This is a genomic window from Thiomicrorhabdus indica (genome assembly GCF_004293625.1).
Classification (GTDB): Bacteria; Pseudomonadota; Gammaproteobacteria; order Thiomicrospirales; family Thiomicrospiraceae; genus Thiomicrorhabdus; species Thiomicrorhabdus indica.
This window is the reverse complement of sequence record NZ_CP033040.1, coordinates 1,620,771-1,635,773: the sequence shown is the minus strand read 5'-3', so window position 1 is coordinate 1,635,773 and position 15,003 is coordinate 1,620,771. Positions and strand designations below refer to the sequence as shown.

Sequence of the window (15,003 nt, the reverse complement as noted above, 5' to 3'; positions counted from 1 at the left end):
TTTTCCATGCAATACCCATCTATTGATTCTATCTGTTAGCTTGGTTAAGAAAGTAATGTAAATTCACCTGTTTGGTCAAATTCATCTTTTAACCCTCTCAATGTGTTGAATAATTCCGCGAGAGAGGACGTGCCAGTGTCCGTTTTTTTCAGATGAGCTTCGAGTTTGGCACGAACTGCGCCTTGGTGAAAACGCATAAAAGGATTGGTTTGTTTTTCTTCTTGAAGTGTTGAAGGGGCAGCGTCAATAATACGGTTTGGGTAATCCGTATTAAATTGTTGAGCCCGTTTTTTTAACTCGTTGTTTTCTGGATCAAATAAACGAGCGAATTTGAGATTATCCGACGTATATTCATGCGCGCAAAAAAAATCAAGTTGGTCTGGCAAATGGTTAATTTTCATAATCGAGTTGGCATATTCTTCGGGTGTGCCACCTAAAATTCTTCCGCAACCAGCATTGAATAAGGTATCACCACAAAACAGATGTTGGTTATTGTAGAAGCTAATGTGATCTTCGGTATGTCCAGGCGTTTCAAGAACATGTAGCGGGTAGTTCTCAAAAATTGTCACCTTATCACCTTCTTTTAGGCGATTTTCTATTAATGGAAAAGGCGTTTTTTCAGGTCCATAAATAATGATATTCGTAAACGCTTGCTTGAGTTCAGCAACACCGTTAATGTGATCTCCATGACGATGAGTAATTAAAATGCCTTGCAGAGAGAGACCACGATCTGTTAAAAATTTCAAAACTGGCTCGGCTTCACCTGGGTCGATAATCCAACATTTATCGTGTTTTACGAGAGCCCAGATATAGTTTTCATAGGTGCTGATTAATGCTGGGATGCCAAATGTTTGAATGGTGTCCATAGAGTTTACCTTCTTTGAAATTATTGTGAGTTTGTCGCGTTTAGACACGAACCTACACGAATCAATTTGGTTGGTTATACTATCAAACTGCACTGTTCGCTTCACAGGCAAAACCTATAAATAATCGATTAAATACGCAAATGCCTTTTGCGACGGAGGAGAACTATGAGCTCTGGCTTTCAAGAATATTTAATTGAGTGGTTCCAGAAAGAAAAAAACCGTTGTTTTTATCAAGAAGAGGTTCAACTTTTAAATCGTTGTTTACCAAATCTTTTTGGTTTTTTTTTGGTGCAATTAGGACGAATTTCCAACGAAAATATTTGTAGTGCGAGTCGCGTGAATCACAAAGTTTTGGTTGATTATAAATTGCCACCGGCCGATGTGAGTTTTCTGGAAGTTCAAAAGGTGCAAGCCGACTTGGATTATCTGCCGATTGGAAAAGACTGCGTGGATGTATTAGTTTTACCGCATACTTTGGAAGTTGCTGCAGATCCTCATTATCTGCTGCGACAAGCAGATGCCATGTTGATTCCAGAGGGTCATTTAGTGATTACAGGTTTTGTACCGGCCGGTTATATAAGTTGGTCACAAGGATGGCGAACCCCTTGGATTTCCAAGAATGATTCACGAGTTCATGTCAATTTGGAAAGCCCTAAGAAAATAAAAGAGTGGCTGAAAGTTTTGGGTTATGACATTCAATCTGTGCATTTCACCAGTATTGGTGTGAGCCGACAGCAAGCCAATTACTCCCAACTTTCCTTTTCCGCTAAGTGGATTTCAACGGGGTTTAGACTGTTTCAAAAATTATTGAAGATTTTTGGGGTTTCCATCGGCAACAGTTATTGTTTGGTCGCTAAAAAACGCGTAGACTCCCCGACGCTAGTTGGTCTGAAATGGCAAATGCCGCGTTGGAAAGCGGTAACCGGCAAACTGGCATCACGTTCATCCGTCTCCAATCGGGATTCACGCCACTAAAATTTTAAGTCAAAGGTAAGCTATGGCATCTGCAAATCAACATTCCGTTTCCTCCGAATTACCACAAGTAGAGGCTTTTACTGATGGAGGCTGTCGCGGGAATCCGGGGCCAGGTGGTTGGGGTGTGTTGCTTCGTTTTGGTGAGCATACCAAAGAATTGAATGGTGGCAGGCAAGATACCACCAATAACCAGATGGAATTGACGGCGGCTATTAAGGCGTTTGAAGCGTTGAAAAAACCCTGCTATGTCATTATTACTACCGATTCGCAATATGTGAAAAATGGGATTACCCATTGGATTGACGGTTGGAAGCGAAAAGGTTGGAAAACGGCAGCGAATAAACCTGTGAAAAATAAAGAGCTATGGCAGGCGTTGGATGCTGCGATTGCACCGCATGAGGTTGAGTGGCGTTGGGTAAAAGGGCATTCCGGCCATCCAGAAAATGAACGTGTTGATGAACTCGCTAATCAAGCGATGGATCAATTAAATTGAATTGAATGGAAGAATGCCGATTTAAGATTGCCATCGCGTTTTACCAATGCAGTTCTTTACCACTTTTCTTTGAAATCTCTTCAAGTTTTTTCTGGTGTAATGCGAGTTCATCATCTGTGGCAGGCAGAACAATGAGTTTTCTCTGGGCTTGGATTTGTCCCAATTCAATATTAGGTTCATTGGATTGACCGGATTCCAAACTCAGGCCTAAATCAACTTGACCACCTGTCATTCCTAAATAAACATCAGCTAAGATTTCCGAGTCAAGCAAAGCTCCGTGAAAAACACGTGCGGTGTTGTCGATGTATAGACGCTTACAAAGAGCATCCAAAGAATTCCGTTGCCCAGGGTACTGCTTTTGAGCCAGTTTTAACGAGTCTGTAATTGTGCAGTGATCTTCGATTTTCCCCCACCGGTTGTGTTGCAGCATAGAGAGTTCATGGTTGATAAAGCCAACATCAAAAGGAGCGTTGTGAATGATTAGTTCAGCTCCCGCTACATATTCCATAAAGGCGTCAACAATTTCTGCAAACTTGGGCTCATTGGCAACACGTTCATCGGTAATACCATGAACTTCGGTCGCTTCTGCTGGAATGGGTCTTTCTGGGTTTATATATTGATGGTAATTTTTTTGCGTCAGTTTACGTTTGATTAACTCCACTGCACCAATTTCAATGATTCTATCCCCTTCAAGAGGGTTGAAGCCGGTTGTCTCAGTATCCAGAAATATTTGGCGCATGCGGTTTTCCATTTCAGGTTAAAATATTGCGCGTTATTTTAAAGCATTTGAGGAATAAGCTGTATGAAGATTACAAAAGGCGCGCGCGTGACTTTTCATTATGAATTACGTAATGAATCCGGTGAAATTTTTGATTCAACTTTTGGTGGGGAGCCAGTGGTATACATTCAAGGTGAAGGTGAGATTATTCCAGGCCTTGAAGAATTTTTGGAAGGTGAAGAACCTGGGTTTGAGGCAAAAGTCACCATCCCTGCGGAAAAAGCCTATGGCGATGTATTGGACGATTTGCTTGTGTATGCTGGGCCAGATAATTTTGATGATTCTGTGGAAATTGAAATTGGATCAGCCGTGGAAACGGAAGATCCAGATGGCAATCCTGTTTTGTTCCGAATTACAGACATCAAAGAAGACAAAGTTTATTTGGATGGCAATCACCCATTAGCTGGACAAAACTTGGAATATAAAGTTGAAGTGTTAGAAGTTCACTAAATATATTGAAGTATTTCTTATCTTAGTAAATTCATCTAGTTTTGCTAGGTTAGAGAAAACCATAAAAAAGCCCAGGTTTACCGGCCGGTAAACTTGGGCTTTTTGCTCTGTAAAAACAGAATTTTAAAAATAAACGAAAACCCTTAGGTTGGTCGTCGGTTAGTCGTCAAGATTTCCGCATTTCAGGTTTCCAGGAACTGAAATGTCAATTCGCTTCGGATTTGGGAGGTTTAGATTGTCCATAATCGTTGAAAAGTCTTCAAATGATTTGCCAGAACCTGCTCGGACATTGAAACTTTTCTCTTCGCCAATCGTCGATTGCGTGAAACCTTTGTAATCGTGAGCTGGGAAGACCATTGTGTCTTCTGGAAGTGTAAACAGGCGTTGAGTCAATGAGTGATACATGTCTTCGTTGCTTCCTAATTGGAAGTCTGTTCGACCACAGTCACGAACTAAAAGTGTATCGCCTGTGAATACTGCACCGTCAATACGGTAAGTGATGTCGTTATTTGTGTGTCCCGGTGTGTGCATGACCGTAATGGTTTGCGAGCCAATTTTGAAAGTATCGCCTTCTTCCGCAAGAATATCGGCACATTCCGAACCAGAGTTTTTGTGAACTACGATTTCAGCTGCTGTCTTCTTACGTAAAGGCCCAGCGCCTGTGATGTGGTCAGCGTGGATATGTGTTTCAAGGAGATATTTCACTTTTAAACCGAGCTCTTCAATGTGTTGCATGTCACGATCAACTTGCTCAATCACTGAATCAATGACCGCTGCTTCCATGGTTTCTTCATCCCAAAGTAGGTATGTGTACGTCCAAGTGTCGTAATCAAAAAGTTGACGAATCTTCATAGCAAAAGCCTCGAGTATTAGTTTGTTATAATTGGCCGAAATTTTTCAGCCACCATAATAATTTTATCTAGGATAAGTTAAACTTATACCTGTATTAGAGTTTGCTTATTATTATGCCTAATAAAAGTGACCAGTCAAATTATGTCAATCGATGAAAACACCCAATCTGCAGTAAATTCAGTGCAAAATATTAATGATGCAATGATTTCTGATAGATTTTTTCTATCAAAATTTTATAAAGATAAGAAATTGCAAAATGCAAAACAGACCAGTGAGCATTGGGTAAGCTGGAATCAAAGATTAAAGAAATCTATTGAAATTGCGCAATTGCGAAAAAATCGTGTTCCTGTGATTGGATACGATGAAAAACTGCCGGTAGCAGCCAAAAAAGACGATTTACTTCGCTTAATTCAAGAAAATCAAGTGGTTGTGATTGCCGGTGAAACTGGTTCTGGGAAAACTACGCAAATCCCAAAAATATGTTTGGAGGCTGGTTTAGGTGTCTTCGGAAGGATTGGTTGTACACAGCCAAGAAGATTAGCCGCACGTTCTGTTGCGGAGCGAATTTCTGAAGAACTCGGCAGTAAAATCGGTGACCTAGTCGGTTACCAAGTGCGTTTTATAGAGCAGTCTAAAGAGCATTCTCTGATTAAAGTGATGACTGATGGGATTTTGTTGGCTGAAATCCAAAACGATAAATTCCTGAATCAATACGACACAATTATTATCGATGAGGCGCATGAACGCAGCCTTAATATCGATTTTCTGTTGGGGATTTTAAAGCAACTTTTGCCCAAAAGACCGGATTTAAAAGTCATTGTGACGTCTGCAACAATTGATACTGAGCGTTTTGCCGAGCATTTTACGATTAATGGGAAGCGCCCACCAGTTGTTGAAGTATCTGGAAGAACCTATCCTGTTGAAGTCCGTTATCGACCTTTGGCAAGCTATGAAGATGATGCCGGAAATCAAATTGAACAGGATATGACTACCGCCATTGTGGATGCAGTCGATGAATTAGGTTCAGAGGATTCATTTGGCGATATTTTGGTTTTCCAAGTAGGTGAGCGCGACATCAAAGAAACCGCTGAAGCGCTTCGCAAACGGAATCTGAAAAATACTGAAATTGTTCCGCTTTATGCGCGTTTGTCGATGGCCGAGCAAAATAAAGTGTTCGAGCTTTCACAAAAACGTCGAATTATTTTAAGTACCAACGTGGCTGAAACCTCTTTGACCGTTCCGGGAATAAAGTATGTCATCGATCCCGGTCAGGTTCGCATCAGTCGCTATTCGGTTCGCTCCAAAGTTCAACGTCTGCCAATTGAAAAAATATCTCAAGCTTCGGCAAATCAGAGAAAAGGACGCTGTGGTCGTGTTTCAGAAGGGATTTGTATTCGACTTTATGATGAAGAAGACTTTAAATCCCGACCAGAATTTACCTCGCCGGAAATTCATCGAACCTCTTTAGCGAATGTCGTGTTAACGATGGCGCAGTTGCGATTAGGTAAGGTTAAAAGTTTTCCATTTATCGAGCCGCCGAATGATAAAGCAGTTAACGATGGTTATCGAACACTGCAAGAAATTGGTGCTTTGGATGAACAGCGTCGTTTAACACCGGAAGGACGAAAAATTGCCAAGCTGCCAATTGATCCGAGTGTTGCCAAAATGGTGTTGTCGGGTGAAGAAAATGGTGTTTTGGCAGAAGTTATTATTGTCGCTAGTGTGCTCAGTATTCAAGACCCTCGTGATTTGAATGAATCGAATATGCAAGCGGCAAGGCAAGCCCATAAAAAGTTTGAAGATGAACGTTCGGATTTTATTTTTTATCTGAATTTGTGGCGTTTTTATGAGCATCAACGACGTCATCTTTCACAAAACAAATTACGTAAATTATGTAAGACAAATTTTTTATCTTATTTAAGAATGCGCGAATGGCATGATTTGACCATGCAGCTTACCCAAAGTTTAAAACGTATTGGTATGAAGGTTGGAGAACTGCATTTATATGAAGAGGTGAAAAAAGGTAATGAAGTCACTGAACGTCTGAGCGATGTGCACTCCATGGCATTACATCGCGCTTTAATGAGTGGCCTTCTAGGAAATATTGCCATGCGTGAGGATGAAAAATCCTACTTGGGTTCTCGGAACACAAAATTGTTCATTCATCCGAGTTCGGTGCTTTTCAAAAAACGTCCGAAGTGGCTGTTGTCTGCTGAATTGGTTGAAACCTCAAAGCTGTTTGCACGAACCAATGCGGTGATTGATGTTCGCTGGGTTGAAAAAATCGCAAAGCATTTGATTAAGCACAGTTATACCGATCCGCATTGGCAGAAAAAAACCGGACAAGTTGGAGCATTTGAATCAATTACTCTTTATGGTTTACCCATTGTCAACCGGCGCCATTGTAACTATGGCCCAATCAATCCAGTGGATTCGCATAAGATTTTTCTGCGCCACGCTTTAGTCGAAGGAGAGTTGTTCTCAAAGGTTGAATTTTTCGTTCACAACCAGAAGTTAGTACAAGAAATTGAAGCTTTAGAGGCTAAATTCCGTCGCCCTGACTTTTTGGTAGAGGATGAAGAAATTTATCAGTTTTATGCTGAACGCATACCCTCGCATATTTATTCTAAGCCAGCGTTTGAAAAATGGGCGAAGAAAGCCAAGCAAAATGAGACGCTCTGGAAATCGTTATTTTTAGATAAGTCGAAGCTTCTCAAACAAGAGGTGGATTCGGGCAGTTTGGCGCAATTTCCAGATGCTGTTCAAATTAAAAATCAAATCCCGATTCCAGTGGAGTACCACTTTGAACCCGGAAAGGTTAATGATGGCGTTGTATTTAAAATTTCATTAGCGCAATTGAACCAGTTAGATGCGCAGTCTTTCGAGTGGCTGACTCCAGGACTGCTACCGGAAAAAATTGCGCATTTGATTAAATCGTTGCCTAAATCGGTGCGTAAACAATTTGTTCCTGCACCGCATTATGCTAATTTGGTATTGCAGGAAATGTCAGCGGATAAATCTGAAAATAACCGGCCGGTACCTTTTTTGAATCAACTGGTTTGGGCATTGAATCGACGTGCGCCTTCCAATGCGACAACTCGAGTTCGTTTGGAGGATTTTGCACAAGTCGAGTTGCCAATGTATTTACAGCCATTTTTTGAATTACAAGATGCCAAAGGAAAACGACTGGCACAAAGTACTGATTTAGAGAAGCTGAAGGTGGATTATCAGCACTTAGTTGAAAAGCAGATTCAAAAGCATCAGTCGCAATCTTCCAAAAACATGCAAGTGATTCAAACGTGGGATTTTGGAGAGCTACCTCGGGAAAAAACCATTAAACATAATGGTGCCCAAATGGTGGTTTATCCAGCGTTAAACGTTCAACAACCGGCCGGTACATGTACCCCTGAGGGTAAAGATTCTGTTAAAGATATTAAAATTTCAGATCTAAAATTTGTGCTGGATGTCTTTCCTGATGAAAGCCAAGCAAACAAAGCGCATGGGGAAGCGGTGATTTTATTGCTGCGTCAAATGTTGCAGGATAAGGAAAAATATCTACAGGCGAAACTTCCGATGCAAAAAGCCTGTTTGTGCTATGCACCTTATGGTACTTGTAAAGAACTGACTCAACAGGTGATTGATCGAGCTTTATTGAAAATTGTCGAGCATCCTGAGTTAATACGCAAGCAGGGTGAATTTGAAACGGCACTAGAAAATTTGCGCCTGCAATGGATTGAGAAAGCGCAAGAGATTGCAAAACATCTCAAAGAGTTGTTTACAGCACATCAGCAGGTCGCAAAACAAATAACCGGCCGGGTAAATCCAAGGTGTTTAGCCTCAATTGCTGATATTCGCGCTCAGTTAGATGGCTTAATTTCTAAGGATTTTGTCCGAAAAACGCCCGAAAAATGGTTTTTACAAATTCCTAGATATTTGAGTGCATTACAAAAACGCCTTGAAAAAATTGACCAAGACCCAAATAAAGATCAGGTGGCTATTCGTCAAATCATGCCTATTTTGGATAAGTTTAGGTCGTTAGCCGAAGATCCGGTTTATCAAGAAAACGAAGAGGTCATAGAAATTCGTTGGTTACTGGAAGAGTTACGTGTGTCACTGTTTTCTCAGCCAATGAAAACCATTCAACCGGTTTCAATTCAGCGTTTGGAAAAACGGCTTAAAACCTTATAGTTGCCGTTGACTGTTAGGACTGAATAAACTTGCAAAAAAGCGCTAGTCTAAAATGGATGACTTTATTGGAAAGCAAATTATTTGCATAAAATTTTGGGATAAACTTCGAACTAATATAAAGTATTAGCACTATCAAGTTCAGGTGTCCTAAATAGTCGACTCTGAATAACTGGCTTTGCCATAAATTAAACGAGTTATTTAGAATCGATTAAATATCAAACCTTTAATGCTTGGTCATAATTTCCAGAGGAGGGAAAATGACAACTTTTACGAAACCCCTTAATAAAACTTTTGAACTGAATATTCCAAAAAAAGGCTTACTTTTAAGTGTTGCCCTAAGTTCAGTATTTGCTCTGTCAGCTTGTAGTAATGACAATGAAACCTCGAATGCTGGTTCTTCGGCAGAAATGAATCAAACCGCTCAACAAAACACAATGGATGTAAAGCAGCCTGAACCAGTTGAGCAAACCAAGCAAAATCTGGTTGAACCAGTAGCATTGCCAAAATCAGAAGCTGTTGCTGAAGAATCAACCGCAAAAGCATCAGCTTTGCCTGAAATCGCTCCAAAAACACCTGTTGTTAAAAAGGAAGCTGAAAGCGAAGTTGTTGTGGAAGATAAGGTAGAGGCAGTTGAAGAAAAGGTTGTAGAAAAAGTTGAAGCGGCCAAAGAAGTTGTGGCATCCGTAAATGGTCAACAAGTTTATGCAACCTGTGCAGGCTGCCACGGTGCTCAAGCAGAAGGTGGAATTGGACCTAAGCTAGCGGGTCAGGCTGTGGCTGATATTGTCGATAAATTGAAACGTTATAAAGCCGGTGAGCAAATTGGTCCGCTTACGGGCATGATGGCACCAATGGCAGCACCTCTTTCCGATGAAGAAATGCAAGCCGTTGCGGAATATACTGCATCGTTATAAGCAATTGAGGAATGAACTGCATGTTAAAAAAAAGGAAAATCATCAACCTTAAACGAGCTACGTTTGGCTTAATGATTGTCTTTTCAAGCGGTGCTCAGGCTGGGCTTTGGGAAGATACCAAAGAAACAGCTTCTTCGATTTGGCAATCTACGACTGAAACCGTTAAAAGCTGGACGCAACAAACCGAAGAATCTGAAACCTACCAAGAACTTAAGCAGGGCGCCGGTGAAGTTGCTGACAGCCTGACTGAAAAAGAAACGTATCAAAAAGCTTGGGAAGGCACGAAAGAAACGGTCAGTGATGTGGCCACAACCGTTCAAGAGTCTGAAACGTATCATTCTGTTAAGGAAGGTGCAGGAGAGGTTGCCGATACTTTGAGCGACAAACAGACTTATGAAAACGCATGGGATGCGACCAAGCGTGCGGCTTCGTCAGTTAAGCAAACGGTTGAAGAGACGGTTTCAGGAGAACCAGAATGAAAAAATCTATTTGGAGTGTTTCAATCGTTGCTACTGTGCTCGCCAGTTCTGTTATAGGGTTAACCGGCTGTGAAAAGGTCGCTAACAGCGCCAAGAACATTCAATCGGATTGGATGGGGTTGGATCGTCGCGTTGAATTGTATAGCTGTATGTCGGGAGAGTTGCTCAAAGTCTACGAAGGTGATGTTCGATTAAATCCTGAGGATATTCAAGGAACCTCTCTTTTAGTGGATGGTAAGAAGTTACACACTAACCTTTGTTATATTATCGAAGAAAAGGGCATTAAAGAGTTTCCAAAGCGTTAGTAGCTGAAATTTAACGGTTGCAGTTTTTACCGGCCGGTTAATTTTTTGTTAGACTAGTTCCCAAATTTCATTATTTAATAATTGATTAGTGATTCATTAGTGATCCATGGTGCTTGAAACCAGTTCAAGCGCCTCCTACGCATAGGCATATATTTTCAATGTTTAAGGTTTCAAACTCTATTCCAAAGCGACAAAGTCTCTTACTTTCATCCATTTTTGCCTCAGGCTTGTTATTGCAAGGTTGCTCAACCTTGGATTCTGGGATTGAAAAAATGGCGGATTTTTCTGACTCGGTTGAAGAGTCGCTGCAGTCAGCATTTGTTGAGATTGAGGTTACGGAATTGTCGGACCAAGAAGTTCAGAAAGGTGGTTTTGGAGGCTCTTTGGAAGCAATTGCCGACAAGAAGTACGGAAAAGAATACCGATTGAGCCGAAGTATTAACGATACGATTCAAGATTTGGATAATCGCGCATTGCATGCCAAATCACGCACGCTTTGTGAACAAGGTTATGTCAAGCTTTCTGAACAGGCAATTACCCAAGGGACTTTGAAAGAGAATTCTTTGGATTGTGTTTCGGGGAATTGCAAATATCAATTGAACTGGCATATTCGTTGTCAAGACATCCCTGAGCAACCATTTACCTTTTTTGGTAAAACTTAATTATTTAAGCTTCTAAACACACAAAATTCATAACAAATGCAGTGTAATTATGACTTCTGAAACAACTCCTTTACCTCGTGTGACTGAAACTAGCCGAATTGCCATAAGTTTTGAGCTTGCTTTAATGGATGGTGAAATCATTGAAACGGCTGATTCGAAAGATCCAATGATTTTTACCATTGGTGATGGGAATTTATTACCGAATATCGAAGAACTATTAATTGGTTTGGAGCTTGGTACTCAAGGTAAATTTACCCTAAGCCCAGAGAGAGCCTTTGGATTAAAGCAATCTGAAAATGTGCAAACCATGAATGTGTCGGATTTTCCAAGTTCGATCGAGCTTCAAGAAGGGTTGGTCATTGGTTTTCAGACGCCAACGGGCGATGAAATTCCTGGAACGGTTCTCACTATAAATGATGATAAGGTTGAGGTGGACTTTAACCACCCTTTGGCCGGTGCTACCTTGTTGTTTACCGCCAAGATTGAAGATATTTTGGATTAATTGAACGCATCATAATTTTATGCAAAGTAGTGATGTGACGGTTGATGAAGAAGTTTATGCTGATCAAATTGAAGCGTCACTCATTCAGCTTTCTGACCCAGTTCGTGCTGAGCTTTCCAAGCGTTTCTTTAAAACTGGGCAGGGTCAATATTCCGAATTTGACCAATTTCTTGGTGTTACTCTTCCTCAAATACGCGCACAACTAAAAAAATACTCTGCAATTCCTTTGCCTATTCTTTCAAAATTGCTCGATTCCAATTTTCATGAAGTTAGGCATTTTGCTTTGTTGGCACTCGTCTCTAATTTTGAACAGGCGTTTTCACGGCTTGATTTCGAATCTCAAAAATGTATTTACATGCTTTATCTGGAAAAAAGTTCACAGGTCAATAATTGGGATTTAGTGGATGCTTCTGCCCATAAGATTGTTGGTGCGTATCTTTTTCATTTCGAGAAAAGATCAGAAAAAATATTGTTTGAGTTGGCGAATTCAAACCTGCTTTGGCAGAGAAGGATTGCAATGGTAGCGTGCTGGTATTTTATTGGACGAGATAGTTTAGACGTACCTTTGAATGTTGCTGAAAGGTTGTTGGACGATAAAGAGGATTTAATCCAAAAAGCGGTTGGGTGGATGTTGCGAGAACTGGGAAAACAAAATCTGGAACGCTTGAAACGTTTTCTAGAAGCGCACTATTCACAACTGTCCAGAACAACACTTCGATATGCCATTGAAAAATTTCCTGAAGAAGAGCGCCAGTTGGCTTTGAAAGGTATGTTTCAATCTTCTTCTTAGGCTTGAGTATCTCAACGATACTAATGATTTGATTTATCTTTTATGAAAGCTTCATGGTGTTCTTGGCAACAAAAATACTCTTCTGGCAGTGGTTCTACTGAGTCTGTTTGATTCTTATCAGTAATTGCCTCATTTTTCGGTAGATAGACTCCGCAATGGGCACATTTCACCATTGGTTTTTCCTTTGACGGTTTCTTTGGGTTCTTTTTTTTCATCGAAGAACGCAAAGTTTGTATCCGGGTAGCTGCAATCATGACGACGATAAAGACAGCAATAACGGCAAAAAAGAACAATAGTGAACGCATAATTAACTTCTATATAATTTTTTAATCATGAAATTGGGGTTTTATAGTTTAGGTTTTTGTTTGCTTGTTGCTGAACGAACCCATACCCCCGATGTTTCGTGCATTAGGTATGAAAAGATAATACAATATTTGGCAATTTTTTTTGCGATGGATTTGCATGAATTCGAGAAGTCCTTTGTGTGAAGGTCATCGCATCCCAACTTTTGACCTGCGGAGATTTTGTTTTAATGAATCTACATGAATATCAAGCCAAGCAGTTGTTTACTGAATATGGAATTGCAGTGCCTAAAGGGCAATTAATTACTGAACTTAGTCAGCTTGAGCCCGCTATGCAATCCATTGATTCTGATGGTTGGGTAGTTAAGGCTCAGATTCATGCAGGCGCGCGAGGTAAAGCCGGCGGTGTGAAATTGGTGAAAACCTTAGACGAAGCCAATACCGTTGCGGCGAGTTTATTGGGCTCAGAATTGGCAACGATACAAACGGCAGGCAAGGCGTTACCTATCAACAGTCTGTTGATTGAAGAAACTCTGAATATTGAAGACGAGCTGTATCTAAGTTTATTGGTTGATCGAGTGACTCGTACGCATACATTTGTCGTATCAGCCGCTGGAGGAATGGATATCGAAGAAGTCGCAGAGACTTCTCCGGAGAAGATTTTTTCCGTACATATTGACCCAACTGTTGGTTTGATGCCTTATCAGTGTCGAGAAGTGGCGTTTGCTTTGGGTTTAAAAGCTGAAGCCTTTAAGGAACTCGGTCAGATGATGCAGGCGTTTTATCAGTTGGCATTAGATAAAGATGTTTCCCAAATTGAAATTAATCCCTTAATTCGAACGGCTGAAAATCAATTATTTGCTTTAGATGCGAAAGTAAATATCGATTCAAATGCTCTTTACCGCCAGAAAGACCTGGTTGTAATGCGTGATATGAGTCAAGAAGATGTTCGGGAAGCAAAAGCGTCTGAACACCAGCTTAATTACATTGCTTTAGATGGTGATATCGGTTGCATGGTTAATGGTGCGGGTCTCGCGATGGCAACCATGGATTTAATCAAATTAAACGGAGGTTCTCCGGCTAACTTTTTAGATGTTGGAGGCGGCGCAACACCTGAACGTGTTGCTGAAGCCTTCAAACTTATTTTGTCATCAAAAGAAGTAAAATCGATTTTAGTAAATATTTTCGGTGGAATTGTTCGCTGTGATTTAATTGCCGATGGCATTATTCAGGCAGTGAAAGAAGTCGGCTTAGAAATTCCTGTTGTTGTGCGTTTAGAAGGGACGAATGTCGATCTTGGAAAAGAAAAACTGGCACAAAGTGGCTTGAGCATTATCAGTGCGGATGGTTTGGCAGATGCTGCCAAGAAAGTTGTCGAAGTGGCCAAGTAAGAGAGTGAAAAAAGATGAGTATTTTAATCAATAAAGAAACGAAAGTAATTTGCCAAGGCTTTACTGGTAAACAAGGGACTTTTCACTCAGAGCAAGCCATAGCTTATGGAACAAAAATGGTTGGTGGAGTAACACCAGGTAAAGGAGGACAGACACATCTTGATTTGCCTGTTTTCAATACGGTTAAAGAAGCGGTTGCCCAAACAGGAGCCGAGGCCTCAATGATTTATGTGCCGCCAGCGTTTGCAGCGGATTCTATTATTGAAGCAATTGCCGCAGGGATTAAAGTGATTACTTGTATTACTGAAGGTATTCCTGTCGCAGATATGTTAAAAGTCCGTGCGGTATTGGAAAAATCGGATGCCTGCCTTATTGGTCCAAACTGCCCAGGTTTGATTACTCCCGGAGACAATCAAGATGGTTGTAAAATCGGGATTATGCCGGGTCATATTCATCAGTCTGGAAAAATCGGTATTGTGTCTCGTTCAGGGACCTTAACCTATGAAGCTGTTCATCAAACGACGATGAATGGTCTAGGTCAATCGACGTGTGTGGGAATTGGTGGTGACCCAATTCAAGGAATGAATTTTATCGATTGTTTAAAGTTATTCCAAGATGATCCTCAAACTGAAGGAATTATTATGGTCGGTGAAATTGGTGGTCAAGCGGAAGAAGATGCCGCAGAATTTATTGCCGCCAATGTCACTAAACCGGTGGTGGCTTACATCGCTGGTGTGACAGCGCCTCCTGGAAAACGTATGGGGCATGCTGGTGCGATTGTGTCGGGTGGTAAAGGAACTGCTGAAGCGAAATTTGCCGCTTTACGTGCCGCAAATGTGACGGTTGTTGATTCACCTGCAAAACTAGGTGAAGCAATGATGGGACATTTTTCTTAATTTCAAGAAAGTTAATGGCTTGTTAATTTTTTTAAAAGGCGCAAAATGAAATCCATGCGCTGCTTTGCTCAGGAAATCTTGGGCTTTAAAGCTTTTAAAATCATTATCAAGCATTCCTATGCTTATAATTCATTCTCAATCTCTTGTTTAAGGTGTTCTG

Annotated in this window: 16 protein-coding genes; 12 read left to right on the top strand and 4 right to left on the bottom strand. The window is 40.9% G+C overall.

Annotation, left to right across the window (positions count from 1 at the left end; translation table 11 throughout):
• Positions 1–44: 44 nt before the first annotated feature.
• The gene (gloB, locus tag D9T12_RS07035) at positions 45–866 is read right to left on the bottom strand and encodes a hydroxyacylglutathione hydrolase (protein ID WP_130537507.1); all 822 of its coding nucleotides are present in this window, start codon (positions 864–866) and stop codon (positions 45–47) included.
• Between the two features lie 165 nt (positions 867–1,031).
• Here gloB and D9T12_RS07030 point away from each other — a divergent pair, with 165 nt between their 5' ends.
• Positions 1,032–1,841: a methyltransferase domain-containing protein gene (locus D9T12_RS07030; protein ID WP_130537506.1), complete on the top strand. Its 810-nt coding sequence runs from the start codon at positions 1,032–1,034 to the stop codon at positions 1,839–1,841.
• Positions 1,842–1,863: 22 nt separating this feature from the next.
• Complete coding sequence (gene rnhA, locus D9T12_RS07025) at positions 1,864–2,334, top strand: ribonuclease HI (RefSeq protein ID WP_130537505.1); 471 nt, start codon at positions 1,864–1,866, stop codon at positions 2,332–2,334.
• Between the two features lie 40 nt (positions 2,335–2,374).
• Here the strand turns inward: rnhA and dnaQ are convergent, their stop codons facing one another.
• Positions 2,375–3,073 (bottom strand): DNA polymerase III subunit epsilon, encoded by a 699-nt coding sequence (gene dnaQ, locus D9T12_RS07020; RefSeq protein ID WP_130537504.1) that lies wholly within the window; start codon positions 3,071–3,073, stop codon positions 2,375–2,377.
• Between the two features lie 63 nt (positions 3,074–3,136).
• Here dnaQ and D9T12_RS07015 point away from each other — a divergent pair, with 63 nt between their 5' ends.
• Positions 3,137–3,562 (top strand): FKBP-type peptidyl-prolyl cis-trans isomerase, encoded by a 426-nt coding sequence (locus D9T12_RS07015; protein WP_130537503.1) that lies wholly within the window; start codon positions 3,137–3,139, stop codon positions 3,560–3,562.
• Positions 3,563–3,721: 159 nt separating this feature from the next.
• On the opposite strand, the gene D9T12_RS07010 is transcribed toward D9T12_RS07015, so the two are convergent.
• Positions 3,722–4,414, bottom strand: a complete 693-nt coding sequence (locus D9T12_RS07010) for an MBL fold metallo-hydrolase (protein ID WP_130537502.1) — start codon at positions 4,412–4,414, stop codon at positions 3,722–3,724.
• Positions 4,415–4,555: 141 nt separating this feature from the next.
• Here D9T12_RS07010 and hrpA point away from each other — a divergent pair, with 141 nt between their 5' ends.
• From hrpA to D9T12_RS06975, 7 genes are all read left to right on the top strand, one after another.
• Complete coding sequence (gene hrpA / locus D9T12_RS07005; RefSeq protein WP_130537501.1) at positions 4,556–8,602, top strand: ATP-dependent RNA helicase HrpA; 4,047 nt, start codon at positions 4,556–4,558, stop codon at positions 8,600–8,602.
• A gap of 257 nt (positions 8,603–8,859) precedes the next feature.
• Positions 8,860–9,516, top strand: coding sequence for a c-type cytochrome (locus D9T12_RS07000; protein ID WP_240693144.1), 657 nt, complete (start codon positions 8,860–8,862; stop codon positions 9,514–9,516).
• 20 nt (positions 9,517–9,536) lie between these two features.
• The gene (locus D9T12_RS06995; protein ID WP_130537500.1) at positions 9,537–9,995 is read left to right on the top strand and encodes a hypothetical protein; all 459 of its coding nucleotides are present in this window, start codon (positions 9,537–9,539) and stop codon (positions 9,993–9,995) included.
• Positions 9,992–10,300 carry a hypothetical protein gene (locus tag D9T12_RS06990; RefSeq protein WP_130537499.1) on the top strand — a complete coding sequence of 103 codons (309 nt, stop codon included), beginning with the start codon at positions 9,992–9,994 and terminating at the stop codon, positions 10,298–10,300. Before D9T12_RS06995 ends, D9T12_RS06990 begins: the two co-directional genes overlap by 4 nt.
• Before the next feature lie 158 nt (positions 10,301–10,458).
• Positions 10,459–10,962 carry a hypothetical protein gene (locus tag D9T12_RS06985; RefSeq protein WP_130537498.1) on the top strand — a complete coding sequence of 168 codons (504 nt, stop codon included), beginning with the start codon at positions 10,459–10,461 and terminating at the stop codon, positions 10,960–10,962.
• 49 nt (positions 10,963–11,011) lie between these two features.
• Positions 11,012–11,464: an FKBP-type peptidyl-prolyl cis-trans isomerase gene (locus tag D9T12_RS06980; RefSeq protein WP_130537497.1), complete on the top strand. Its 453-nt coding sequence runs from the start codon at positions 11,012–11,014 to the stop codon at positions 11,462–11,464.
• Positions 11,465–11,483: 19 nt separating this feature from the next.
• Positions 11,484–12,254: a DNA alkylation repair protein gene (locus D9T12_RS06975; RefSeq protein WP_130537496.1), complete on the top strand. Its 771-nt coding sequence runs from the start codon at positions 11,484–11,486 to the stop codon at positions 12,252–12,254.
• Between the two features lie 20 nt (positions 12,255–12,274).
• On the opposite strand, the gene D9T12_RS06970 is transcribed toward D9T12_RS06975, so the two are convergent.
• Positions 12,275–12,559 (bottom strand): PP0621 family protein, encoded by a 285-nt coding sequence (locus D9T12_RS06970; RefSeq protein WP_130537495.1) that lies wholly within the window; start codon positions 12,557–12,559, stop codon positions 12,275–12,277.
• Between the two features lie 227 nt (positions 12,560–12,786).
• On the opposite strand from D9T12_RS06970, the gene sucC reads away from it, so the two are divergent.
• Both sucC and sucD read left to right on the top strand, forming a co-directional pair.
• Entirely contained in the window at positions 12,787–13,947 is a 1,161-nt protein-coding gene (gene sucC, locus D9T12_RS06965) for an ADP-forming succinate--CoA ligase subunit beta (RefSeq protein ID WP_130537494.1), read from the top strand.
• 14 nt (positions 13,948–13,961) lie between these two features.
• The gene (sucD, locus tag D9T12_RS06960) at positions 13,962–14,843 is read left to right on the top strand and encodes a succinate--CoA ligase subunit alpha (RefSeq protein WP_130537493.1); all 882 of its coding nucleotides are present in this window, start codon (positions 13,962–13,964) and stop codon (positions 14,841–14,843) included.
• Positions 14,844–15,003: the final 160 nt, after the last annotated feature.